This window comes from Streptomyces sp. NBC_00663 (assembly GCF_036226885.1).
In the GTDB taxonomy this organism is placed as follows: Bacteria; Actinomycetota; Actinomycetes; order Streptomycetales; family Streptomycetaceae; genus Streptomyces.
The window spans coordinates 3,970,795-3,993,361 of sequence record NZ_CP109027.1 but is presented as its reverse complement, the minus strand read 5'-3'; the positions used below and the strand labels follow the sequence as shown (position 1 = coordinate 3,993,361).

At 70.6% G+C, this 22,567-nt stretch carries 22 protein-coding genes; 11 read left to right on the top strand and 11 right to left on the bottom strand.

What is annotated here, in order from left to right:
- Positions 1-235: 235 nt before the first annotated feature.
- From OG866_RS18100 to OG866_RS18090, 3 genes are all read left to right on the top strand, one after another.
- Entirely contained in the window at positions 236-1,441 is a 1,206-nt protein-coding gene (locus OG866_RS18100) for a LolA family protein (RefSeq protein ID WP_329335921.1), read from the top strand.
- 89 nt (positions 1,442-1,530) lie between these two features.
- On the top strand, positions 1,531-2,505 hold the full coding sequence (locus tag OG866_RS18095) for an ABC transporter ATP-binding protein (RefSeq protein WP_329335920.1): 975 nt from the start codon (positions 1,531-1,533) through the stop codon (positions 2,503-2,505).
- Positions 2,492-3,415 (top strand): ABC transporter permease, encoded by a 924-nt coding sequence (locus tag OG866_RS18090; RefSeq protein ID WP_329335919.1) that lies wholly within the window; start codon positions 2,492-2,494, stop codon positions 3,413-3,415. The genes OG866_RS18095 and OG866_RS18090 overlap by 14 nt, the downstream gene beginning before the upstream one ends.
- A 1-nt stretch (position 3,416) precedes the next feature.
- On the opposite strand, the gene OG866_RS18085 is transcribed toward OG866_RS18090, so the two are convergent.
- Together OG866_RS18085 and OG866_RS18080 are read right to left on the bottom strand one after the other, a co-directional pair.
- Positions 3,417-4,001 carry a flavodoxin family protein gene (locus tag OG866_RS18085; RefSeq protein WP_329335917.1) on the bottom strand — a complete coding sequence of 195 codons (585 nt, stop codon included), beginning with the start codon at positions 3,999-4,001 and terminating at the stop codon, positions 3,417-3,419.
- Between the two features lie 232 nt (positions 4,002-4,233).
- Complete coding sequence (locus OG866_RS18080; RefSeq protein WP_329335916.1) at positions 4,234-4,737, bottom strand: DUF6668 family protein; 504 nt, start codon at positions 4,735-4,737, stop codon at positions 4,234-4,236.
- A gap of 216 nt (positions 4,738-4,953) precedes the next feature.
- Between OG866_RS18080 and OG866_RS18075 the strand changes: the two genes are divergently transcribed.
- Positions 4,954-6,327 carry a tetratricopeptide repeat protein gene (locus OG866_RS18075; RefSeq protein WP_329335914.1) on the top strand — a complete coding sequence of 458 codons (1,374 nt, stop codon included), beginning with the start codon at positions 4,954-4,956 and terminating at the stop codon, positions 6,325-6,327.
- A 9-nt stretch (positions 6,328-6,336) separates the two neighbouring features.
- Here OG866_RS18075 and OG866_RS18070 read toward each other — a convergent pair whose 3' ends face one another.
- The 4 genes from OG866_RS18070 to OG866_RS18055 form a co-directional block, all read right to left on the bottom strand.
- The gene (locus tag OG866_RS18070; protein WP_329335912.1) at positions 6,337-7,287 is read right to left on the bottom strand and encodes a M28 family metallopeptidase; all 951 of its coding nucleotides are present in this window, start codon (positions 7,285-7,287) and stop codon (positions 6,337-6,339) included.
- Positions 7,288-7,446: 159 nt separating this feature from the next.
- Complete coding sequence (locus tag OG866_RS18065) at positions 7,447-7,932, bottom strand: VOC family protein (protein WP_329335911.1); 486 nt, start codon at positions 7,930-7,932, stop codon at positions 7,447-7,449.
- Between the two features lie 105 nt (positions 7,933-8,037).
- Positions 8,038-8,976: an EamA family transporter RarD gene (rarD, locus tag OG866_RS18060; RefSeq protein ID WP_329344172.1), complete on the bottom strand. Its 939-nt coding sequence runs from the start codon at positions 8,974-8,976 to the stop codon at positions 8,038-8,040.
- 180 nt (positions 8,977-9,156) lie between these two features.
- On the bottom strand, positions 9,157-10,011 hold the full coding sequence (locus OG866_RS18055; RefSeq protein WP_329335909.1) for an SDR family oxidoreductase: 855 nt from the start codon (positions 10,009-10,011) through the stop codon (positions 9,157-9,159).
- Positions 10,012-10,102: 91 nt separating this feature from the next.
- On the opposite strand from OG866_RS18055, the gene OG866_RS18050 reads away from it, so the two are divergent.
- From OG866_RS18050 to OG866_RS18040, 3 genes are all read left to right on the top strand, one after another.
- Positions 10,103-10,513: a winged helix-turn-helix transcriptional regulator gene (locus tag OG866_RS18050; RefSeq protein WP_329335908.1), complete on the top strand. Its 411-nt coding sequence runs from the start codon at positions 10,103-10,105 to the stop codon at positions 10,511-10,513.
- A 101-nt stretch (positions 10,514-10,614) separates the two neighbouring features.
- Positions 10,615-11,112, top strand: a complete 498-nt coding sequence (locus OG866_RS18045; RefSeq protein WP_329335906.1) for a DUF6082 family protein — start codon at positions 10,615-10,617, stop codon at positions 11,110-11,112.
- A 130-nt stretch (positions 11,113-11,242) separates the two neighbouring features.
- Positions 11,243-11,500 (top strand): hypothetical protein, encoded by a 258-nt coding sequence (locus OG866_RS18040; RefSeq protein WP_329344170.1) that lies wholly within the window; start codon positions 11,243-11,245, stop codon positions 11,498-11,500.
- Between the two features lie 87 nt (positions 11,501-11,587).
- On the opposite strand, the gene OG866_RS18035 is transcribed toward OG866_RS18040, so the two are convergent.
- From OG866_RS18035 to OG866_RS18015, 5 genes are all read right to left on the bottom strand, one after another.
- Complete coding sequence (locus OG866_RS18035; RefSeq protein WP_329335904.1) at positions 11,588-12,667, bottom strand: 2-oxoacid:ferredoxin oxidoreductase subunit beta; 1,080 nt, start codon at positions 12,665-12,667, stop codon at positions 11,588-11,590.
- Positions 12,660-14,588 carry a 2-oxoacid:acceptor oxidoreductase subunit alpha gene (locus OG866_RS18030; RefSeq protein WP_329335902.1) on the bottom strand — a complete coding sequence of 643 codons (1,929 nt, stop codon included), beginning with the start codon at positions 14,586-14,588 and terminating at the stop codon, positions 12,660-12,662. Before OG866_RS18030 ends, OG866_RS18035 begins: the two co-directional genes overlap by 8 nt.
- 253 nt (positions 14,589-14,841) lie before the next feature.
- Complete coding sequence (locus OG866_RS18025; RefSeq protein ID WP_329344168.1) at positions 14,842-15,501, bottom strand: response regulator transcription factor; 660 nt, start codon at positions 15,499-15,501, stop codon at positions 14,842-14,844.
- A gap of 440 nt (positions 15,502-15,941) precedes the next feature.
- Positions 15,942-17,279, bottom strand: coding sequence for a sensor histidine kinase (locus OG866_RS18020; protein WP_329335900.1), 1,338 nt, complete (start codon positions 17,277-17,279; stop codon positions 15,942-15,944).
- Between the two features lie 176 nt (positions 17,280-17,455).
- The gene (locus OG866_RS18015) at positions 17,456-18,670 is read right to left on the bottom strand and encodes a sensor histidine kinase (protein WP_329335898.1); all 1,215 of its coding nucleotides are present in this window, start codon (positions 18,668-18,670) and stop codon (positions 17,456-17,458) included.
- Positions 18,671-18,898: 228 nt separating this feature from the next.
- On the opposite strand from OG866_RS18015, the gene OG866_RS18010 reads away from it, so the two are divergent.
- The 4 genes from OG866_RS18010 to OG866_RS17995 are packed head-to-tail and all read left to right on the top strand — an operon-like array spanning position 18,899 to position 22,534.
- Complete coding sequence (locus OG866_RS18010) at positions 18,899-19,303, top strand: NADH-quinone oxidoreductase subunit A (protein WP_329335897.1); 405 nt, start codon at positions 18,899-18,901, stop codon at positions 19,301-19,303.
- Positions 19,294-19,935, top strand: a complete 642-nt coding sequence (locus OG866_RS18005) for an NADH-quinone oxidoreductase subunit B (protein ID WP_329335896.1) — start codon at positions 19,294-19,296, stop codon at positions 19,933-19,935. The genes OG866_RS18010 and OG866_RS18005 overlap by 10 nt, the downstream gene beginning before the upstream one ends.
- A complete protein-coding gene (locus OG866_RS18000; protein ID WP_329335894.1) occupies positions 19,932-21,569 on the top strand; it encodes an NADH-quinone oxidoreductase subunit C in 1,638 nt (545 codons plus the stop codon). Before OG866_RS18005 ends, OG866_RS18000 begins: the two co-directional genes overlap by 4 nt.
- Positions 21,566-22,534 (top strand): complex I subunit 1/NuoH family protein, encoded by a 969-nt coding sequence (locus OG866_RS17995; protein WP_329335893.1) that lies wholly within the window; start codon positions 21,566-21,568, stop codon positions 22,532-22,534. The genes OG866_RS18000 and OG866_RS17995 overlap by 4 nt, the downstream gene beginning before the upstream one ends.
- Positions 22,535-22,567: the final 33 nt, after the last annotated feature.

The following is a 22,567-nucleotide window of genomic DNA, read 5'->3' as shown; positions in this document are numbered from 1 at the left end:
CTACGGGTCGGGGGAGGCGCCGCCTCCGTGTGTCATACCCCAGGTGTACGTGGAGTTGAGCCCGCGGGCTGACGCCCCGCCGCCGCCGATTTGGTCAGATGGGAACCACGGGAAAACACCAATCCTCACCGATTCGGGTGAGAATGGCGGCTACGGGTTGGACGTGGGGGGCACCTCCCTAGGCAGGGGGAGCGCTTCAGAGGACGCCGCCGCCGACGACGGAGGTAGGGCACACATGGCACCGTACGAATCCGACGACACCACGCTCGCGGACGAGGCCGAGGACCTGCGCGCAGGGCGTCGCAAGGCCGCGCGGTACGTCGTCCCGGTCGCGGTCGTGGGGGTGGCCGCGGCGACCATCGGGCTCGTCCCCGCGCTCGCCGACTCCGGCGACCCGGACCTGCCGAAGATCAGCGCACAGCAACTCATCGAGAAGATCGCCGCGTCGGACGTACAGCAGCTGTCCGGCACCGTGAAGATCAGCACGGATCTGGGGCTGCCCGACTTCGGCGGGCTCGGGGACGCCTTCACGGGCGGCGGCTCGCGGTCCGGCGGAGACGGGTCGTCCGCCGACCCCTCCACCAAGCTGACCGAACTCGCCACCGGCACGCACACCCTGCGCGTCGCCTCCGACGGCCCGGACAAGCAGAAGGTCTCGGTGCTGGAGGACGCCGCCGAGTACAGCCTCATCCACAACGGCAAGGACGTGTGGGGCTACGACAGCAAGTCCAACGAGGTCTTCCACGCCACCGCCGACGAGAGCGCCCAGCGCGACGAGGAAGCCCCGGCCACGCCCAAGGACTTCGCCGACGAGGCCCTCAAGGCGGTCGACGACACCACCTCCGTGACGGTCGACGGCACCGCGCAGGTGGCCGGCCGGGACGCGTACCGGCTCGTCATCAAGCCCAAGGACGACGGGTCCACGATCGGCCAGATCACCGTCGCCGTGGACGCGAAGACCGGAATGCCGCTGAAGTTCACGCTGACCCCGTCGAGCGGCGGCGCGGCCGTCGTCGACGCCGGCTTCACCCAGGTCAGCTTCGCCGCGCCGGCCGCGTCCACCTTCGACTTCACCCCGCCCAAGGGCGCGAAGGTCACGGAGGAGGACAGCAACAGCACGGCCGCCCCGCGGGAGCACTCCAAGCCCTCCGGTGCCGAGGGCTTCGGCGCCGGCCTCGACGGGCTGAACGTGATCGGGGACGGCTGGGACTCCATCGCCGCCTTCGACACCGGCGGCCAGGGCATCCCGTCCGGCTCCGAGGCCGGCGGCGCCTTCGGCGGCTTCCTCGACTCGCTCGGCGACAAGGTGAGCGGCAAGTTCGGCGAGGGCACGGTCTTCAAGACGCGGCTGATCAACGCCCTGATCACGGAGGACGGCAAGGTCTACGTCGGCGCCGTGACCAAGGACGCGCTGGTGAAGGCGGCGGACGCGGCGAAGTAGCCACCGTACGGACCCACTTGTCGAGGGACCGGGGGACCGGGGACCCGGGGGACCGGGGGAACGAAGGAATGAGGGGAACGAGGTAGCCGATGGACCAGCCGCCCGCCACGGAGTCGCATTCCGGGGGCGCGGGTGACAGCGTCATCCACACCCGCGCACTCACCAAGCGCTACCGCGGCGGGCAGCTCGCCGTCGACGGTCTCGACCTGGCCGTCCCGGCGGGCAGTGTCTTCGGCTTCCTCGGCCCCAACGGCTCCGGCAAGACCACCACCATCCGGATGCTGATGGGCCTGATCGAGCCCACATCGGGCACGGCCCGGGTCCTGGGCCACCCCATGCCGCGCGCCACCCGCGCCGTACTCCCGCAGGTGGGCGCCCTCATCGAGGGACCGGCCCTCTACGGCTTCCTCTCCGGCCGCGACAACCTCGTCCGCTACGACGCCGCGGACCCGACCGCCGACCCCCGCACCCGGCGCACCCGCGTCGCGACGGCCCTGGACCGGGTCGGCCTGTCGGCGGCGGCCGGCAAGAAGGCGAAAGCGTATTCGCTGGGCATGAAGCAGCGACTGGGCCTCGCGGCGGCCCTCCTCCAGCCCCGCAAGCTACTTGTCCTCGACGAGCCCACCAACGGCCTCGACCCCCAGGGCATGCGTGAAATCCGCTCCCTGGTCCGCGAGTTGGCCTCCGACGGCACCACGGTCTTCCTCTCCTCGCACCTCCTGGACGAGATCGAGCAGGTGTGCACGCATGCGGCGGTCATGGCGCAGGGCAGATTGATCACCCAGGGCCCGGTGGCCGAGCTGGCGGCGGGCACGCGGGGCCGCCTGGTCGTGACGACGCCGGACCCGGGGGAGGCGGCGAGGGTGCTGAAGGAACAGGGAGCGGCGGACGTGGTCATCACGGAGGACCGGGTGACGGCAGAGCCCCCGGAGAGCGAACTGGCGGAGCTGAACGCGGCGTTGGTGACGGCGGGGGTAAGAGTGCGAGGCTTCGGCGTGGAACGGGCCTCCCTGGAGGACGCCTTCGTGGCCCTGACGGGGGAGGGCTTCGATGTCGCAGGCTGAGCTGAAGGCCTTTAAGGGGCGCGGGGAACCGCGCGACCAGCCCCCACTGACCGTCAGCCGCCGAACAACCCTCCGAGGCACCTTCTTCGGCAATGAACTGCTCACCACCTTCCGCCGCTGGCGCACCCTCGCCCTGCTCACCGTCCTCGCCGCTGTCCCCATCCTCGTAGGCATCGCCATCAAGATCGAGACCAGCGATGGCGGCGGCGTGGGCCAGGGCCGCGGCGGCGGAGGAGACGGCCCCGCCTTCATCTCCCAGGTCACCAACAACGGCCTCTTCCTGGTGTTCACGGCGTTGGCGGCCACCCTCCCCTTCTTCCTCCCCATGGCCATCGGCGTGATCGCGGGCGACGCGATCGCCGGCGAGTCCAACGCCGGCACCCTGCGCTACCTCCTCGTCGCCCCGGCCGGCCGCACCCGCCTGCTGCTCACCAAGTACGCGACGGTGATGACGTTCTGCGTGGTGGCAACGCTGGTCGTGGCGATCTCGGCGCTGGCCGTGGGTGCTCTCCTCTTCCCACTCGGCGATCTGACGACCATCTCCGGTACGCGGATCACCTTCACGGAGGGACTGGGCCGGGCGTTCCTCATCGCCCTGGTCGTCGCCGCGTCACTGACCGGCGTGGCCGCCCTGGGTCTCTTCGTCTCCACCCTCACCGGCAGCGGTATCGCGGCGATGGCGACGACCGTCGGCCTGCTCATCACGGTCCAGATCCTCGACCAGATCCCCCAACTGCACGCGCTCCAGCCGTACTTCTTCTCGCACTACTGGCTGTCCTTCGCCGACCTCATGCGCGAGCCCGTCTACTGGGACGACCTCCAGAAGAACCTGGGCCTCCAGGCCCTGTACGCGGCGGTGTTCGGCTCGGCGGCGTGGGCGAGATTCACGGCGAAGGACATCACGGCGTAGCTCAGACCTCTTCGTACGGGAAGCGCGCGAGCGGCGCCTCCTGGGCGAAGAACGTCTTCGCGCGCGCCAGCGCCTCCGTGTCGCCCAGGACGTCACCCGGCTTGCTGCCGTTGCCGAGCAGCACCCCGCCGAACCGCATCCGCATGTACGCCGCCGAGTGGTGGAGCGTGCCGATCAGCGGGTCGGCGACCTCGAACTCCTCGTGGGCCAGCGCAGTGACGCCCCACAGAGTGCGGCCCGCCATCGTGGCCTTGAAGTCGATGCCGGGGGTGCGCAGCCAGCCCGACCAGTAGTCGAGGTAGCGCTTGGCGTGGCCGGAGACCGAGTACCAGTAGAGCGGCGACGCGATCACGATGTCCGTCGCGGCGATCGTGGCGTCGAAGAGCAGCCCCGTGGTCCCGTCCGTGGGGCGCACATGGTCGCTGTCGTGCCGCAGGTCCTGGAAGTCGGGCAGCGGATGCGCCGCGAGGTCGATCCACCGCTGCTCGACGTCCGCGGGCAGCTGCTCGGCGGCCCGGCGGGCCAGCAGTTCGGTGTTGCCGTCGCTGCGGCTGCTGGCCAGGAGGAACAGGAAGCGGCGGGTCATGGGGACTCCAGGCATCGATGACGTACGGCGATTACACGCATCTGCATTATATGCGCGCGCAAGCAATCAGGGAAAGGGTCCCCGGTGAAGAGGGGAAGGGTCCCCAGTGAAGAGGGAAAGGGGCCCCGGTGAAGAGGGAAAGGGGCCCCGGTGAAGGGGGAAGGGCCCCGGTGAAGAGGGAAAGGGGCCCCGGTGAAGAGGGAAAGGCCCCCGGTGATGCCAGGGAGGCCCCTCAGTGAGGCCTTCCCGCCGGGCCGGTCAGCCGGGCCAGGGACGCCGTCTCGCGCGGCGGGTGCCCCGACAGATCGCCGAGCCGCCAGTCCGGCACCCATGGGACCCGGTACACGTCGATCACCGACTCGATGACCTTGACGTGCTGCGCGAGCGGTTTCGGCAGCCGCCCCGGCGCGTCCGCGACCAGGACCACCGCGTCGAGGTCGAGCCCCGGCGGAGCCGCGCCGCGCCGGAAGAGCTCCAGCGCGCGCAGTACCGCGGCCAGCCCGGCCGCATGGGTACGGGCCACTAGCAGCACCGACGGGGGATCGGCGGGGCCGGGCCAGTCACGGCCGCAGTCATGGCCGCCGTAGACGGATGAGAGAGTGGAGGTGCCGGCGCCGCCGTGGGTGCCGACCCAGGAGAAGCGCCGTGCCGTGGCGGTGGCGTGGGCGGGCTCCGGGGGCGGGCCCTGCGGTACGGCCACCGGCCCGCGGATCCAGATCTCCGGCCCCTGCTGCACCTGCGCTCTCCTTCCCGAGACGTCTCCCGTCTCGCCTGGGACGAGTCTGTGACGCCACGGTGACGTGAGTACCGGGAGCGAGCGGAGAGACTACTCAACAGTACGGGTACGACCGGCTCTTGACGCCGGGGGAGCGGCAGGCCGAGGGCCGGAGGGAGCACCATGGGACCCGAACACGCCGTCCGCCCACTCCCCGACGCACCGAGTGAGGGAACGATGTCGCGACTTGGCCGTGAGAAGCGGGAACAGCAGGGTGCCGTGCTCGCGGCGGCGCCGCTCGATGTGCTGGTCGGACCGGGCGGTGCCACCGTCGGTGGCGTTCCGGTCGGTGCCGTCCCCGGCGAGGAGATCCAGCAGACGGTCCTGAACCACCTCCACCGCATCGCCCTCGCCACCGGACACCCCGTCCACGCCACGGTCCGCGACGAGCGCATCGGCTATGTCGTTGCCCTGCTGATCGAGAGGGACGGTTCCAGCCAGTTCACGGCGGAGCCGCGCCGCACGGCTCCGCCGGCCGGCGTGGGGGAGACGGCATGGCCGACCGCGGCGGGCCAGGAGGAGCTGCCCCCGCCACCGATGACGTCGGCCACGCCGCCCACGCCACCGGCAGCACCCGCGGCACCGGCCCACGTGGCTGACACGCCGCCCACCGCACCCGGTCCCGCGCCTGCCCCTACAGCCGACGCACCGCTCACCGCACCCGCTCCCGCGGACGCCGCCGGCGATCACCCCCCGCGTGACAAGCCCACCCATCTCCTCCGTGCCCCGTCCGAGCCCGCGACCTTCCCGCTGCGGTCGGTGCCCGAGTCCGCGGCGCAGGAGCCGCGGGACGCCGTGCCGACGTTCCGGTTGCGGGCCGTACCGGAGTGGGTGGAGAAAGCGGCGCCCGGCACGGTCGCGCCGCCGACGGGCCAGTTCGGCCCCCCGCCGGTGATGGACGCACCCACGGCACAGGCCCAGCCCGCCCGGGCAACCCCCGCACCCAAGTCGCCGCCCAAGCCGCCTGTCCTCGACCTGGCCGTCGCCGCCCTTGACGACCCCGACCCCAAGCCCACCCCGCCGCGCGGCTTCGACGCCGTGGCCGAGGCGGTGCTCGGGGACGATCCGGCGACCGCGTACGACGGGGGCGGCACCGCGATGCTCGCCGAGCCGATGGCCCGGATCAACGACGCGGTCAAGGAAGGGCGGGTGGAGGAGGCGGCGCGGCTGTCCGAGCAGACCGTGACGCAGGCCTCGGCGGCGCTCGGCGCGGAGCACCCGGAGGTGCTGCGGCTGCTCGAACTCACCGCGTACATCGCCTACTTGGCCGGTGACCCGGCGCGCGCCTTCGGGATCTCCCTGGACCTGGCGAGGACCCGCAGCCGCGCCCGGGACGCGGAGGCCGCGTACGGCAACGTCCAGAGCGCGGCGACCGCCTGGCGTGCCGTACGCGACCCGGAGCTGGGCCTGCGCATGGGCGTGGACCTGATCGGGCTGTGGACCGAACTGACGCACGAGGACGGTCCGGCGGCCGAGGACATCGAGCAGCTGGAGTCCGCCCACGCCCGGATGAACCGGCTCGCCGAACGCGCCCGCAAGCTCAGCCAGTAGGCCAGGCGGCTACGACGACAGCGCCCAGACGGCGTACGCGATCGCGTCGCTGTTCCGGTTCAGCGCGGTGTCGTTGATGTTGGACGAGGTGTCGCAGGACGAGTGGTAGCAGCGGTCGAAGGCCTGTCCCGACGTACCGCCCCACTTGGCCGCCTGTGCCGCCGTCTTGACGTAGTCGGCGCCGCTGAACAGCCCGCCGACCGGGACGCCGACGTTCTTGAACGGCGCGTGGTCCGAACGTCCGTCGCCCTCGGTCTCGATCTCCGTGGCGACGCCGAGGCCGGCGTAGTAGTCCTTGAAGGTCTTCTCGATCGCGGGGTCGTCGTCGTAGACGAAGTAGCCGGGGTTGGGGGAGCCGATCATGTCGAAGTTCAGATAGCCGCTGATCTTCGCTCTGTTCGTCGAGGACAGGTTGTTGACGTAGTAGCGGGAGCCGACCAGGCCCAGTTCCTCGGCGCCCCACCAGGCGAATCTCAGATGCTTGGTGGGCTGGTAGCCGGCCCGTGAGACGGCCAGCGCGGTCTCCAGGACGGCCGCCGAGCCGGAGCCGTTGTCGTTGATGCCGGGTCCTGCGGTGACGCTGTCGAGGTGCGAGCCGGACATGACGACCTGGTTGGTGTCGCCGCCCGGCCAGTCCGCGATCAGGTTGTAGCCGGTGCGGCCCGAGGACGTGAACTGCTGGATCGTGGTGGTGAATCCGGCCGCGTCGAGCTTCGCCTTCACATAGTCGAGGGATGCCTTGTAGCCGGCGCGGCCGTGCGCGCGGTTGCCGCCGTTGGCGGTGGCGATGGACTGGAGCTGGGTCAGATGAGCCTTGACGTTGGCGAGGGGGATGTCCGGGGCGGCGGCCACCGCGGGGTGCGGGGCGGGGGCCGCCCCGGCTATGGATCCGCCGATCAGGAGCGTCGCGGCCGCGGTGACGGCGGTGGCCGTCGCGCGTCCGGGAACCGAGAGCTTCATGTGGGGGGCTCCGAATTCCTCGGGAATCACAGGGATTCCACAGCGAATGGGGTGCCTGGATGGTGAAGCTGTGACTAACTCTCCGTCAAGAGCGGTATCAGGACAGCGGTGTTCGTATACCGGTCATCCCTCTATAGCCGGTCATCCCTCTGTGGCCGATCACTGCACGCAGAACTCGTTCCCCTCCGGGTCCGCCATCACCACCCACGCGCCCGAGGGCTCCTTCACCTCCCGCAGCACGCTCGCGCCGAGCCCGGTCAGCCGCTCGACCTCGGCCGCCCGCAGCCCGTCCCCGGGATGCAGGTCGAGATGGAGCCGGTTCTTCCCGGTCTTCTCCTCCGGCACCCGCTGGAACAGCAGCCGCCGCCCGAGCCCGGTGCCGCTGTCCTTGTCGTAGGGGTCCTCGGGATGCCGTACGGCGACCAGGTCGCGGAAGGCGAGCCGGGCGTGGAACTCGACGGTGGCCTCGCGCGGCAGCGCGCCGAGCTCCAGGAGCCGCTGGATGAGGGCGTCGTTGTCCTCGACCTCGTAGTGCAGCGCGGCGGCCCAGAAGTCGGCCTGGGACTGCGGGTTCGCGCAGTCGATCACGAGCTTCCAGTGCACGGGGGCGGGGCCGGGCGTCGGTGCGGGTGTTGTCTGCGTCATGCGGTCACTTATAGCGGCGCACTGGGTCGGGGGCTGTCCTAATCGAAGCCGTGGCGTGCCGTGACCTGGCGTGCCGTGCCGTACGTGGCATGCCGTGGTGGCGGGCTACGGCCGCGCGTCCACCGGGTCGGGTCCGGCGGCGACGGTGTCCCTGTCCGGTACGGGGACGAGGGCGCCGGTCGCCACCGCGGCGGCGGACCTGGCCAGCTGCGCCCGCGCCCTGCGGGCCGACCGCAGCGCGTCCCAGGTCAGCAGCGACAGGGCCAGCCAGACCAGGGCGAAGCCCGCCCAGCGCTCGGGCGGCATGGCCTCGCCGAAGTAGAGGACGCCGAGGAGGAACTGGAAGACCGGCGCCAGGTACTGGAGCAGGCCCAGGGTGGACAGCGGCACGCGGATCGCGGCGGCTCCGAAGCAGATGAGGGGGAGCGCGGTGACCAGACCGGTCCCGGCGAGCATCGCGGCGTGCCCGGGACCCTCGGTGAGGATGGTCGCGTTGCCGTGCGAGGCCAGCCAGAGCAGATATCCGGCCGCGGGCAGGAATTGCAGCGCGGTCTCGGCGGCCAGCGACTCCAGGCCGCCCAGGTTGACCTTCTTCTTCACCAGACCGTAGGTGGCGAAGGAGAAGGCGAGGATCAGCGAGATCCACGGCGGACGCCCGTATCCGATGGTCAGTACGACCACGGCACCGGCACCGACCCCGACCGCCGTCCACTGCACGGGCCGCAGCCGCTCCTTGAGCAGCAGCACGCCCATCGCGATGGTGACCAGCGGGTTGATGAAGTAGCCGAGCGAGGCCTCGACGACCCGGTCGTTGTTCACGGCCCAGATGTAGACGCCCCAGTTCACGGCGATGACGGCCGCCGCGACCGCGACCAGGGCGAGGCGGTGGGGCTGGCGCAGCAGCTCCCCGGCCCACTTCCAGCGGCGCAGGACGATCAGGGCCAGGGCGACGACGAGGAGGGACCACACCATCCGGTGGGCCAGCACCTCGGACGCTCCGGCCGGCTTCAGCAGCGGGAAGTACAGGGGGAACAGTCCCCACATCCCGTATGCGGCGAAGCCGTTCAGCAGTCCTATGCGTTGCTCACCGCTCGGCTTCCCGGTCACGGGGCCTCCCTCTCGTATGCGTCGCCCGGATGAAGGTAACGCCGGGCGCCCCCGCCTGTCATGCCCGTATCGCTATACGGTCATGACAGGCGGGGGTGGGAGGTGCTGCGGGTGGCGTCAGCCCTTGAGGGCGGCGGCGATCGCGTCGGCCAGCGGGGTGGTCGGCCGGCCGGCGAGGCGCGACAGGTCACCGGAGTCGACGACCAGCTCACCCTTGGCTATGGAGGCGTCCACGCCCGCGAGGACCTGGGCGAACTGCTCGGGCAGTCCGGCGCCGGTCAGGATGCCGACCAGGGCCTCGCCGGGCACGTTGTTGTAGGCGATCTCCTTGCCGGTCTGCCGGCTGAGCTCGGCCGCGTACTCGGCGAAGCTCCACGCGGTGTCGCCGCCGAGCTCGTACGTCTGGTTCTCGTGGCCCTCGCCGGTGAGGACGGCCGCCGCGGCGGCGGCGTAGTCGGCGCGCGAGGCGGAGGAGACCCGGCCCTCGCCCGCGGCGGCGACGACGGCGTTGTGCTCCAGGGTGGGGCCGAGGTTCTCGGTGTAGTTCTCGTGGTACCAGCCGTTGCGCAGCAGGGCGTAGGGCAGGCCGGAGGCGAGGAGCACCTTCTCGGTGGCGCGGTGGTCGTCGGCGAGCGCGGCGCTGAGGGTGCCGGGGGCGCTGGTGTAGGCGAGCAGGGCCACGCCGGCGGCCTTGGCCGCGTTGATGACGACCGTGTGCTGGCCCGGGCGGTCGTTGCCGACCTCGCTGCCGGAGATGAGGAGCACCTTGTCGCCCTCGGCGAAGACGCTGTCGAAGGTCTCGGGGGTGTTGTAGTCGGCCACGGCGATCTGCACGCCCTTCGCCGCGAACTCGGCGCCCTTGTCCGCGCTGCGCACGACGGCGGTGACCTGGTCGGCCGGGACCTTCTCCAGCAGCTGCTCGATGACGTGGCGGCCCAGGTGACCGTTGGCTCCGGTGACGACGATGCTCATGATGTGCGATCTCCTTGTGGGGTGCGGATGCACTAACCATAGGGGCTGCGCTAACTGATGGAAAGTACCCACTTTGAAGTAAGGTACTGGCATGGCAGTAAGTAATGCTCGCCCGTCGATGGCATCCGGGCAGGACGCGGAGGCGATGTGCCCCCACCGCCTCGTCCTTGAGCACGTCACCAGCCGCTGGGGTGTCCTGGTCCTGATCGAGCTCCTGAACCGTCCCTACCGCTTCAGCGAACTCCGCCGGGCGATCAACGTCCTCGGCGGCCGGGGTGTCAGCGAGAAGATGCTCACCCAGACCCTCCAGACCCTCGAACGCGACGGCCTGATCCACCGCGACGCCCAGCCCGTGATCCCCCCGAGAGTGGACTACTCCGTCACCGACCTGGGCCGGGAGGCGGCGGAACAGGTGCGGGGTCTGGCGCTGTGGACGGAACGGCGGATGGGCGAGGTGGAGAAGGCACGGCAGGCGTACGACGAGGCGAAGAACCGCGCCTGAGCCCTGAGCGGGCGTCCTTCCGTGCGCCCCCTTTCCGCCCCGAGCGCGGACCCGGACCGCCGGGCACCATGAGGGTCCGCGACCAGGGGGGACTCGTTGCCATGACCACACCGTTGCGCGCGCTCTTCGGCCGGGGTGCCCGCCGTCGGCGCCAGGAGGAACTGCTGTCCGCGCTCGTGGGGCAGCTGACGCTCATGACCGAGGAGATCCGCCGCGCCAACCTCATCCAGCACCACCGCCTGATCGCCGAACACCAGGGCCGCGCCCTGGACGACCCGTCGCTCGCCGACGCCGCCAGCTCGCTGACCGGCGTGTCCGAGGAGAAGCGCCGCCAGATCCTGTTCGTGAACCGCTGGTACGCGGCCATGCTGCTCTCGTACCGGGTCGGCTCGGTCGACTGGGACGAACTCCGGGGACATCTGCGTGTGTTGTGCCGCGGTGGCGTCTTCGCCGAGTACTGGGAACGCACGGCCGAACACCGTCGTGAACTCCCCGAGGACTCACTGGAGGCCAGGGTCGGGCGGGCCGTCGACGCCATCCTGGAGGAGCGGGCGGACGACCCGGACGAGTGGTGGGTGGTGGGGTCACCGCTGATGTGATCACGCTAACGAGTGGGTCTAAAGCGAGGTTTGGCGGGTCATCTATGAATAGCCTGCGCCAAGTCCGCCTATGTGACGATCCTGTCGCAGGCGAGTCGTGCATTACACCCCCGCAGAGGAGCCCACCGTGGTGTTCGACGACCCCCAAGTCCGCCTCATCTCCCGAAGATTGGGCTGGACCCCACGCCAACGAGGCAGCTTGTCCGGCGAGACCTGCCCCGACCTCTTCGAACTCACCGACGGCAACTTCGCCGTCATCGGCACCGAGGCCACCGCCGAACTCGACCCCCTTCTCCCCTCCGACGCAGCCCGCGCCGACTACGAACGCATCGTCGTCATCACCCGCGAGACCCTGATCAGGGCCAAGCGGGACATCCCCGACGCCTGACAGCCGTGAGGCCTGGATGCCGTACGACATCCAGGCCTCACGCCTCCAGGTCTTCAGGCCTTCAGGTCCTAAGGCCTCCGGGACTCGTCAGCCCACGACCGTCCAGGTGTCCCCGCCCGCCAGCAGCGCCGCCAGATCACCCTTGCCGTTCTGCTCGATCGCCGTGTCGAGCTGGTCGGCCATCTGGGTGTCGTACACCGGCCGGTCCACGGACCGCAGGACGCCGATGGGCGTGTGGTGCAGGGTGTCCGGGTCGGCGAGGCGGGAGAGGGCGAAGGCGGTGGTCGGGGACGCCGCGTGGGCGTCGTGGACCAGGATCTCGGCCTCGTTGTCCGCGGTCACCGTCACCACCTTCAGATCACCGGTCAGCCGGTCCCGTACGACCCCCTTGGAACCGTCCGTGCCGAAGCGGATCGGCTGCCCGTGTTCGAGGCGGATCACCGCCTCCTCAGCCTGCTGCCGGTCCTTCAGGACCTCGAAGGCGCCGTCGTTGAAGATGTTGCAGTTCTGGTAGATCTCGATCAGCGCCGTACCCGGATGGGCCGCGGCCTGGCGCAGGACCTCCGTGAGGTGCTTGCGGTCGGAGTCCACCGTCCGCGCCACGAACGACGCCTCCGCGCCGATCGCCAGCGACACCGGGTTGAAGGGCGCGTCCAGCGAGCCCATCGGCGTCGACTTGGTGATCTTCCCGACCTCGGAGGTGGGGGAGTACTGGCCCTTGGTCAGTCCGTAGATCCGGTTGTTGAACAGCAGGATCTTGAGGTTGACGTTTCTGCGCAGCGCGTGGATCAGGTGGTTGCCGCCGATCGACAGCGCGTCACCGTCACCGGTGACCACCCAGACGCTCAAGTCCCGCCGGGAGGTGGCCAGTCCGGTCGCGATGGCGGGGGCGCGGCCGTGGATGGAGTGCATGCCGTACGTGTTCATGTAGTACGGGAAACGGGAGGAGCAGCCGATGCCCGAGACGAAGACGATGTTCTCCTTGGCCAGGCCGAGTTCGGGCATGAAGCCCTGCACGGCGGCGAGGATCGCGTAGTCACCGCAGCCGGGGCACCAGCGCACTTCCTGGTCGGACTTGAAGTCCTTCATCGCCTGGCGTCCCTCGGCCTTCGGGACGAGCGAAAGCGCCTCGATCGTGCCCGTGCCTTCCGTGGACGTCTCAGCCATCGATGGCCTCCTTGAGAGCCGTGGCGAGTTGTTCGGCCTTGAACGGCATGCCGTTGACCTGGTTGTACGAGTGGGCGTCGACCAGGTACTTCGCCCGGATCAGCGTGGCGAGCTGCCCGAGGTTCATCTCGGGGATCACCACCTTGTCGTACCGCCGCAGCACGGTGCCGAGGTTCCGGGGGAACGGGTTGAGGTGGCGCAGATGGGCCTGCGCGATGGACTCGCCGGCCGCCCGCAGCCGGCGCACGGCGGCGGTGATCGGGCCGTACGTCGAACCCCAGCCCAGCACCAGGGTGCTGGCCTCGTGCGGATCGTCGACCTCGACATCGGGTACGTCGATACCGTCGATCTTGGCCTGCCGGGTGCGGACCATGAAGTCGTGGTTGGCGGGGTCGTAGGAGATGTTGCCCGAGCCGTCCTGCTTCTCGATGCCGCCGATGCGGTGTTCGAGACCGGGCGTGCCGGGGACGGCCCAGGGGCGGGCCAGGGTCTGCGGGTCGCGCTTGTACGGCCAGAAGACCTCGGTGCCGTCGTCCAGGGTGTGGTTCGGGCCCTGCGCGAACTGCACGGTCAGGTCCGGCAGTTCGTCCTGCTCCGGGATGCGCCACGGCTCGCTGCCGTTGGCGAGGTAGCCGTCGGAGAGCAGCATCACCGGGGTGCGGTACGTCAGCGCGATACGCGCCGCCTCCAGTGCCGCGTCGAAGCAGTCGGCCGGGGTGCGCGGGGCGACGATCGGGACCGGCGCCTCGCCGTTGCGGCCGAACATCGCCTGGAGCAGGTCCGCCTGCTCGGTCTTGGTCGGCAGCCCGGTCGACGGCCCGCCGCGCTGGATGTCGATGACCAGCAGGGGCAGCTCCAGGGAGACCGCGAGGCCGATCGTCTCGCTCTTGAGCGCCACACCAGGACCGGACGTCGTCGTCACCGCCAGCGAGCCGCCGAAGGCCGCGCCCAGCGCCGCGCCGATGCCGGCGATCTCGTCCTCCGCCTGGAAGGTGCGGACACCGAAGTTCTTGTGCTTGCTCAGCTCGTGCAGGATGTCGGAGGCCGGGGTGATCGGGTACGAGCCCAGATACAACGGCAGGTCCGCCTGCCGAGACGCGGTGACCAGCCCGTAGGACAGGGCCAGGTTCCCGGAGATGTTGCGGTAGGTACCGGTCGGGAAGGCGGTCGCGGCCGGGGCGACCTCGTAGGAGACCGCGAAGTCCTCGGTCGTCTCGCCGAAGTTCCAGCCGGCGCGGAAGGCCGCGATATTGGCCGCCGCGATGTCCGGCTTCTTGGCGAACTTCGCCTTCAGGAACTTCTCCGTGCCTTCCGTCGGCCGGTGGTACATCCACGACAAGAGGCCGAGCGCGAACATGTTCTTGCTGCGCTCGGCCTCTTTGCGGGACAGGTCGAAGTCCTTCAGTGCCTCCACCGTGAGTGTCGTCAGGGGCACAGGGTGGAGGCTGTACCCGTCGAGCGACCCGTCCTCCAGTGGTGAGGTCTGGTACCCGACCTTCTGCATCGCCCGTTTGGTGAACTCGTCCGTGTTGACGATGATCTCCGCGCCGCGTGGCAGATCGGCGATATTGGCCCGCAGGGCCGCCGGATTCATCGCGACCAGCACGTTCGGCGCGTCGCCCGGCGTGAGGATGTCGTGGTCGGCGAAGTGCAGCTGGAAGGACGAGACACCCGGCAGGGTTCCGGCAGGGGCCCGGATCTCGGCGGGGAAGTTGGGAAGAGTGGACAGATCATTGCCGAAGGTGGCCGTCTCGGAGGTGAAGCGGTCGCCGGTGAGCTGCATACCGTCACCCGAGTCCCCCGCGAAGCGGATGATCACCCGGTCGAGGCGGCGGACGTCCTTGGTCCCTGCCGCTTTGCGCTGCTCTCCCACGACGGCTTCGTCGGCCTGCTCCGCTGGGCTACTGACCTGGCTGGTCACTGAACTGGACCTCCTTCGAGGCGGCTGTCCGGGACAGGCCTTCCCGCGGGCCTTCCCTGGATCAACCCTACGTCCGTAAGGGTCGCCTTCCTGTGGCCAATCGCATGATGGACACGATTTTGAGACGCCCCGCCGCCCTGACTTGTCATGATTTCTCGCCCCCCGGCGCTTCCCTACAAGACGCCCAGTACTCCCGTTCGGTTCTCCGGCTCGGTGACCGTTGCACCCATACGGCTGACACGGTGTCAGGTCATCAGGAGTTCAGATAGGTGAGGACCGCGAGAACCCGACGGTGATCCCCGTCACTGGGGGACAGCCCCAGCTTCAGGAAGATATTGCTGACGTGCTTCTCCACCGCCCCGTCGCTCACCACCAACTGCCGGGCGACCGCCGAGTTCGTCCGTCCCTCGGCCATCAGCCCCAGCACCTCACGCTCCCGCGGGGTGAGGCCCGCGAGCACGTCCTGCTTGCGGCTGCGCCCCAGCAGCTGCGCCACGACCTCCGGGTCCAGGGCCGTACCCCCCTGGGCGACCCGCACCACCGCGTCCACGAACTCACGCACCTCGGCTACCCGGTCCTTGAGCAGATAGCCGACGCCGCGACTGGACCCGGCGAGAAGTTCGGTCGCGTACCGCTCCTCCACGTACTGCGACAGTACGAGCACCCCGAGCCCCGGGTGGGCCTTGCGCAGCTGTACGGCGGCTCGCACCCCTTCGTCGGTGTGCGTGGGCGGCATCCGCACATCGGCCACCACCACGTCCGGCAGCTCTCCCTGCCCGTCGAGCTCGGTGATGGTCTTGACCAGCGCCTCCCCGTCGCCCACCCCCGCGACGACGTCATGTCCACGATCGGTCAGCAGCCGGGTCAGCCCCTCCCTGAGCAGCACTGAATCCTCGGCGATGACCACCCGCACCCTGTCCTCCACGATCTTCGGCCCCCCACACCCCGACTCCGCGCCCGTCTTCCCGACGAGCAAAGTCCAGCATTCCAGCATTCACACCGGCTCGCGCCGGAGCAACGGGATTCAGCGGGAATCAACGGGAGGAAGAGGCACGCGACAGGCGTCTTTCAGCCCGTCCGGCGTTCGAGGACGAGGCCCTTTCGGGGCCGAGGCGGGGGTCTGGGGAGCGGGGTCTGGGGAGCGGGGTCTGGGGAGTGGGGGTCTGGGGAGTGGGGGTCTGGGGGCGGGAGCCCCCAGGGAGGCGGGGTCGAAGGGGCGGCAGCCCCTGGGGATGGGAACGGGTAAGGGCGGCGGGGGCGGAAAAAGGTAAGGGCGGCGGGGGGGCGGAGAACACCCGCGCACACCCCCGCCGCCCGTCGTTCAGCCCGTACGACGCCTACGACGCCCGCCCCTCAAACCCGCTCCCCCCGCCAGGGCAACTCCGCGGTGACCCGGGTAGGACCCCCCACCGGCGAGTCCACCACCAGAATCCCGTCCACCGCGTCGAGCCGCTCGGCCAGCCCGGCCAGCCCCGACCCGCCGGAGGCACTCGCGCCGCCCACCCCGTTGTCCACCACCTGCAACATCAGCCGGTTCTCCACCCGCCACACGTCCACCCCCGCCCACGTGGCCCGCGAGTGCTTGCTGATGTTCTGCAACAGCTCCGACACCGTGAAGTACGCGATCCCCTCGATCGCCGGCGCCGGCCGCTCCACCAGGTCCACCTCGACCTGCACCGGCACCGTGCACCGCGAGGAGACCGCCGACAGCGCAGCGTCCAGCCCCCGGTCCGTCAGCACCGCCGGATGGATCCCGCGCGCCAGATCCCGCAGTTCCTGAAGCGCCGTCTTCACCTCACCGTGCGCCTCGTCCACCATCCGCGCCGCCGCCTCCGGATCCTCCGCCAGCTTCTCCTTCGCCAGCCCCAGATCCATCGCCAACGCCACCAGCCGCGCCTGCGCCCCGTCATGCAGATCCCGCTCGATCCGCCGCAGATCCGCCGCCGCCGTGTCCACTACGACCCCCCGGTCCGACTCCAGCTCCACCACCCGCGTCGCCAGCCGCGACGGCCCGAGCAGCCCGTGCACCAGCACCCGGTCGACCTGCGTCAGCGCCCGCACGATCCACGGCGTGGCCAGCGTGAACAACAGCCCCACCAACGCCGTCACGCCGATCTCGAAGGGGTTGTCGAGATAGATGTGATGCGTCTCGTCGCCGTACAGCTGAAGCCCGTCCTGCCCGCCGTACGCCGGGAACAGCCAGAACCACAGCGGATACGTGAGCAGCGCCCACCCGTACGCCCAGAAGTTCACGGCGACCACGAAGGAGAACACCGACCACGGCAACTGGATCACCGAGTACAGCAGCGCCCGCCACGAGGCCCCGCTCTTCAGCACCGCCCCCATCCAGGCCAGGAACCCGTGCCCCCGCATCCTGAGCGGCTCCGGATCGGCGACCTCCAGGTCCAGCAGCCCGCGCGCCCGCGCCCGCTCCATCGCCCCGAAGCCCCGGCACCCGGCCAGCCCCGCCGCCAGCACCGGCACCCCGAGGAACGTCACCAACAGCCCGGCACCGATCGCGACCATCGTGACGCCGTACGTGAACAGCACGATGCTGATCGGCAGGCTGAGCAGCACATATCCGAACTCACGCCAGGTGCGTCCCTCGAACGGTGCCCGCAGCCCGGTGGGCAGCCGATGCCGCCGCGGCTCGTCGAGGAACCCGTAGCTCTGTCCGTAGTCCGTGGCCATCGGCGTCGTCCTTCTCTCGTCCCGCGCCTGGGTGTCGTACCGGTGTCTGTCGTATCTCCACCCTGCTCGACCGCAGGTCAGCGGACCATGGAGTCCGTCGGCCTCTTGGCAGGGGGGTTTTCCCTACCCCCGCCGATCGCCGATCCCCCGCTGAGTGCCCTGCCCCGCCGAGCGCCCTACCCCCGACGCGCGTCGTGCGCCCGGTCCCGCCACGGCAGCTCCGCCGTGACCGTCGTGGGCCCGCCCACCGGCGAGTCGATGACGAACAACCCGTCGACCGCGCCGAGCCGCTCCGCGAGCCCCTGCATCCCACTGCCCGCGTCCAGGCTGGCGCCGCCCCGGCCGTCGTCCCACACCTGGATGAGCAGCCGGTCGTCCGACCGCCACACATCCACCGACGCCGACCTCGCCCCACTGTGCTTGCTGATGTTCTGGAGCAGCTCGGAGACGGTGAAGTAGGCGATGCCCTCGATCGCCGCGGCCGGCCGGGCGTCCAGGTCGGCGGTCACCTTCACCGGCACCGTGCACCGCGAGGCCACCGACGACAGCGCCGCGTCCAGCCCCCGGTCCGTCAGCACCGCCGGATGGATCCCGCGCGCCAGATCCCGCAGCTCCTGAAGCGCCAGCTTCACCTCGCCGTGCGCCTCCTCGACCATCGCCTGCGCGTACTCCGGGTCCTCCAGCAGCTTCTCCTTCGCCAGCCCGAGCCCCATGGCGAGGTTGACCAGCCGGGCCTGCGCCCCGTCGTGCAGATCCCGCTCGATCCGCCGCAGATCGGCCGCGGCCGTGTCGACCACGACCCCCCGGTCCGACTCGAGTTCCGCGATACGACGTTCCAGCTCGTCCGACGGCGACAGCAGCCCCCGCACCATCGCCCGGTCCGCGTTGGACAGACCCCGCGCGATGTACGGCAGCACCGGCCACAGCACGAACAGCGAGGTCAGCGTGAGGGTGAAGGTGAGAATGCCCCAGGGCAGCCGGATGAAGTCGTACAGGACCGTCCGCCAGCCCACCGGGTCCTTCAGCATCATCCACAGCTGCTGGAAGAAACCCGAGTTGGCGGTCTTCAGCGGCAGCGGACTCGGCTCGTCGATCCGCACCCCGAGCAGCTTGCGGGCCCGCCGCCGCTCCAGCGCGCCCAGCTTCCGCGCCCCCATCAGCCCGGCCGCCAGCAACGGGAACCCGATCACCGTCACCGTCAGCCAGAAGCCGGTGAACAGCACCGTCGTGACATACACGAACCCGAGCAACGCCACCGGGAGATTCAGCAGCAGATGCGCGATCTCCTTCCAGGTGTGCGCGTCGTAGGCGAAGCGGACGGGCGGAAGCGGCGACACGTTCTCGGCCCGCGCATGCTCGGCCTGTCGGGAATCTCTGGGGCGTTCGGTCATATGGGCCAGCGTGCCGCGACGCGCGCCGCGACGCCATGAGGCGGACCGCCGCGCCATCCGGGGGAAAACCCCACCCTGCCCCCGTTCGTCTCCTCTTGGTCTCCCTCTTCGTCTCGCATTCGGGCACCTCAAGCCGTGACGGGCTGCTTACGCTCTCTTTAGCAGGCCCTAGACTCCCGTGCGTACAGATCGTCGAACGACGTTGTCCACAGGGAGCGAGGGGCGGACGTGCGAGAACCGACCACTGTCGCCGCGTCGGACTACTCGGACTACTTCCAGTCGTACTCGGTCGTCGGACTGCTCGCCATCGTCGGCGTGCTGTTCGTCGCGGTCGCCTTCGGCGCCGGACGACTGCTGCGCCCCGTGGTGCCCACCCCCGAGAAGCTCCTGACGTACGAGTGCGGCGTCGACCCCGTCGGCGAGGGCTGGGCCCACACCCAGGTCCGCTACTACGTCTACGCCTTCCTCTACGTCATCTTCGCCGTCGACTCGATCTTCCTGTTCCCCTGGGCCACGATCTTCGCCGCCCCCGGCTACGGCGCCACCACCCTCGTCGAGATGTTCATCTTCCTCGGCTTCCTGGCCGTGGGTCTGCTGTACGCATACAAGAAGGGCGTCCTGACATGGGCGTGACGCCGGACGTGACACCCGACCCGACCTCGCCGCAGCCCGTGCCGCTGCCGGAGCCGAAGCGCCTGGGCGCCCTCGCCCGCCTGGCCCCCGAGCCGATGAAGGTGGTCCTCAACTGGGGCCGCCGCTACTCACTCTGGGTCTTCAACTTCGGCCTCGCCTGCTGCGCGATCGAGTTCATCGCCGCGTCGATGGCCCGCCACGACTTCATCCGCCTCGGCGTGATCCCCTTCGCGCCGGGTCCGAGGCAGGCCGACCTGATGGTGGTGTCGGGCACGGTCACGGACAAGATGGCCCCCGCGGTGAAGCGCCTGTACGAACAGATGCCGGAACCGAAGTACGTCATCTCCTTCGGCGCCTGCTCCAACTGCGGCGGCCCGTACTGGGACTCCTACTCCGTCACCAAGGGCGTCGACCAGATCATCCCCGTCGACGTCTACGTCCCCGGCTGCCCGCCCCGCCCCGAGGCCCTGCTCCAGGGCATCCTCAAACTCCAGGAGAAGATCGCCCGGGAGTCGCTGGGCGAGCGGTACGGCACCGACGGACCCGCCGCCCGCCCCTCCCCGGCCGCCCTCCAGAGCGACCTGCTGAAGGCCCCCTCTCCCACCTCTCCCACCCCGGGGGAGGAACGATGACCACGACCGGCTGGCTGCCCGCCCCCACCGAGGAACTCTTCGGCCCCGACGCCACGGCCGAGGAGTCCTACGACGTCCTCACGGTCGACGTCCCCCCGGCCTCCTGGATCACCTCCCTGCGGACGGCCCGCGACGAACTGGGCTGCACTTACTTCGACTGGCTCAGCGCGGTCGACGAACCGGGCACGGGTTTCCGCGTCGCCACCCACCTCGCGGCCCTCTCCCCGGTACGCCGCCTCCTTCTCCGTACGACGGTCCCGCACGAGTCCCCGACCCTGCCCACCGCCGTCGACGTCTTCGCCGGCGCGGCCTGGCACGAACGCGAGACGCACGAAATGTTCGGCGTCGTCTTCGAGGGCCACCCTGCCCTGGACCACCTCCTCCTTCCGGAAACCTTCGAAGGCCACCCCCTCCGCAAGGACTTCGTCCTGGCCGCCCGCGTCGCCAAGGCCTGGCCCGGCGCGAAGGAACCGGGCGAGTCCGAACACGGCGGCCCCAAGCGCCGCCAGATGCTCCCCCCAGGCGTCCCCGACCCGAACGAGTGGGGCCCCCTCAAGGGCCAGCTCCCCCCACCTCCGGCCCGCCCCGCCCGCACAACGGGCCCCCGCGCCACGGGCGCCGCCCCCGGCGACCGCCCCGCCCGCCGCACCCGCACCACCCCAGAAGCCACCGCCACCCAACCGCAGCCCCCGACACCCACGGCAACCCCGACCACGCCCCCTCGCCGTTCGCGTTCGGCGTCGGAGGGCTCGGCGAGCCAGGTGGGGGCTCCGGGGGCTTCGGAGGCTCCGGGGGGAACGGAGACTGCGCCGGCTGAGCAGACGCCGGGGGCGTCGGGGACTGAGCGGGCGCCGGGGGTTGCGCCGGCTGCGGAGGCACCGGCGGCACCGGCCGCGGGTCAGCGTCGTTCGCGTTCGGCGGCGGAGGGTTCCGCCAGCCAGGCAGAAGCACCGGCGACACCCGCGCCCCCGGCAACCGGCCCCCGACGCTCTCGCACCGCGGCTCAGGGCTCGGTGAGCCAGACGGCAGCCGACGGCGATGCCGTCGCGGACGCCGACGCCGACGCCGACGCCCAGAGCGAGGGCTCGGCCTCCGATCGCCCGGGAACCAGCACAGCCCCCGCAGGGCCGCGCCGCTCCCGCAGCGTCTCGGAGGGCTCCGCCAGCCAGCGCCCCGCACCTGACACCACCGACTCCGGCACTACGTCGGCCGACGATGCACCCGCGCCCCCCGCGCCCCCCGCGCCCCCCGCGCCCACGCGACCCGACTCAACGGCTCCCCGCAGCGCCGACGCCCCGTGGCACCACGCCCGCCCAGCTTTCGACGAGCCCGAACCCGAACCCGATGCGGAGCGATCCCCCAGCTCCACGGCCGAACCGCCACCCGGCGCCGAGCCGCACCCGAAGGCCGAGCAGGACCCTCAGGCCCAGGTTCAGGCCCAGGGTGACGCACCTGCACGTGTCCAGGAGGATCAGGCCCCCGCCCAAGACGAGGCACCGGAAGCCTCCGAGACGCGGGACGCCCCCGGCACGCCGGAAGCCCCCGAAGCCTCCGAGGCCCCGAACACCCCGAACAAACCGAGCAGCCCCCACACTCCCCGCACCCCCGAAGACCCCGCAGGAGGCCCGCAGTGAACGACGCTCTCGACGTCGCCCTGCGACTCCTGATCGTCTTCGTCGTCTTCCTCACCTTCCCCCTGATCGTCGGCCAGACCGAGCACAAGGTGATGGCCCATATGCAGGGCCGCCTCGGCCCCATGTACGCCGGCGGCTTCCACGGCTGGGCCCAACTCGTCGCGGACGGCGTGAAGTTCGCGCAGAAGGAAGACGTCGTACCGGCGGGCGCCGACCGCCGCATCTTCCAACTCGCCCCCGCCGTGGCCCTCCTGCCCTACCTCCTGGTCCTCCTCGCCATCCCCATCGGCCCCGGCGAGGGCGCCGTCGGCGAGGTCGTCGACGCCGGCATCTTCTTCGTCCTGGCCGTCATGGGCGTAGGCGTCCTCGGCTCCCTCATGGCCGGCTGGGCCTCCGCCAATAAGTTCTCCCTCCTCGGCGGCCTCCGCACCGCCGCTCAGCTCCTCGCCTACGAACTCCCTATGCTGCTGACCGCCGCCTCCGTCGCGATGGCGGCCGGTACGGTCTCCCTCCCCGGCATCGTGGACGCCTTCGAGTGGTGGTGGCTGCCCTGGCAGATCGTCGGCGCGATCGTCTTCTTCGTCGCCGGCCTCGCCGAACTCCAGCGCCCGCCCTTCGACATGCCCGTCGCCGACTCGGAGATCATCTTCGGCGCGTACACGGAGTACACCGGCCTCCGCTTCGCCCTGTTCCTGCTCGCCGAGTACGCCGGGATCATCGTTCTGTGCGGCCTGACCACCGTCCTCTTCCTGGGGGGTTGGCACGGCCCCTGGGGCGCCGAGGGCCTCGGCTGGGTGTGGACCCTCCTGAAGGCGGCCGTCCTCGCCTTCCTCGTGATCTGGCTCCGCGTGACCTACCCCCGGCTCCGCGAGGACCAGTTGCAGAAGCTGTCCTGGACCCTTCTCGTCCCCCTCTCTCTCGCCCAGATCGCCCTCACCGGCATCGTCAAGGTGGTGATCTCCTAGTGGCTGAGCCCCTTCCGCCCGCCCGGCCCCGCT

Coding starts and splice junctions, on each gene's coding strand:
- OG866_RS18045 (WP_329335906.1), top strand. CDS start 10,615: ATGACCACACCGTTGCGCGCGCTCTTCGGCCGGGGTGCCCGCCGTCGG.
- OG866_RS18015 (WP_329335898.1), bottom strand. CDS start 18,670: ATGACCGAACGCCCCAGAGATTCCCGACAGGCCGAGCATGCGCGGGCC.
- OG866_RS18035 (WP_329335904.1), bottom strand. CDS start 12,667: ATGGCTGAGACGTCCACGGAAGGCACGGGCACGATCGAGGCGCTTTCG.
- OG866_RS18070 (WP_329335912.1), bottom strand. CDS start 7,287: ATGAAGCTCTCGGTTCCCGGACGCGCGACGGCCACCGCCGTCACCGCG.
- OG866_RS18055 (WP_329335909.1), bottom strand. CDS start 10,011: ATGAGCATCGTCGTCACCGGAGCCAACGGTCACCTGGGCCGCCACGTC.
- OG866_RS18085 (WP_329335917.1), bottom strand. CDS start 4,001: ATGACCCGCCGCTTCCTGTTCCTCCTGGCCAGCAGCCGCAGCGACGGC.
- OG866_RS18020 (WP_329335900.1), bottom strand. CDS start 17,279: ATGGCCACGGACTACGGACAGAGCTACGGGTTCCTCGACGAGCCGCGG.
- OG866_RS18065 (WP_329335911.1), bottom strand. CDS start 7,932: ATGACGCAGACAACACCCGCACCGACGCCCGGCCCCGCCCCCGTGCAC.
- OG866_RS18090 (WP_329335919.1), top strand. CDS start 2,492: ATGTCGCAGGCTGAGCTGAAGGCCTTTAAGGGGCGCGGGGAACCGCGC.
- OG866_RS18095 (WP_329335920.1), top strand. CDS start 1,531: ATGGACCAGCCGCCCGCCACGGAGTCGCATTCCGGGGGCGCGGGTGAC.
- OG866_RS18000 (WP_329335894.1), top strand. CDS start 19,932: ATGACCACGACCGGCTGGCTGCCCGCCCCCACCGAGGAACTCTTCGGC.
- rarD (WP_329344172.1), bottom strand. CDS start 8,976: ATGTGGGGACTGTTCCCCCTGTACTTCCCGCTGCTGAAGCCGGCCGGA.
- OG866_RS18005 (WP_329335896.1), top strand. CDS start 19,294: ATGGGCGTGACGCCGGACGTGACACCCGACCCGACCTCGCCGCAGCCC.
- OG866_RS18050 (WP_329335908.1), top strand. CDS start 10,103: ATGGCAGTAAGTAATGCTCGCCCGTCGATGGCATCCGGGCAGGACGCG.
- OG866_RS18100 (WP_329335921.1), top strand. CDS start 236: ATGGCACCGTACGAATCCGACGACACCACGCTCGCGGACGAGGCCGAG.
- OG866_RS18075 (WP_329335914.1), top strand. CDS start 4,954: ATGTCGCGACTTGGCCGTGAGAAGCGGGAACAGCAGGGTGCCGTGCTC.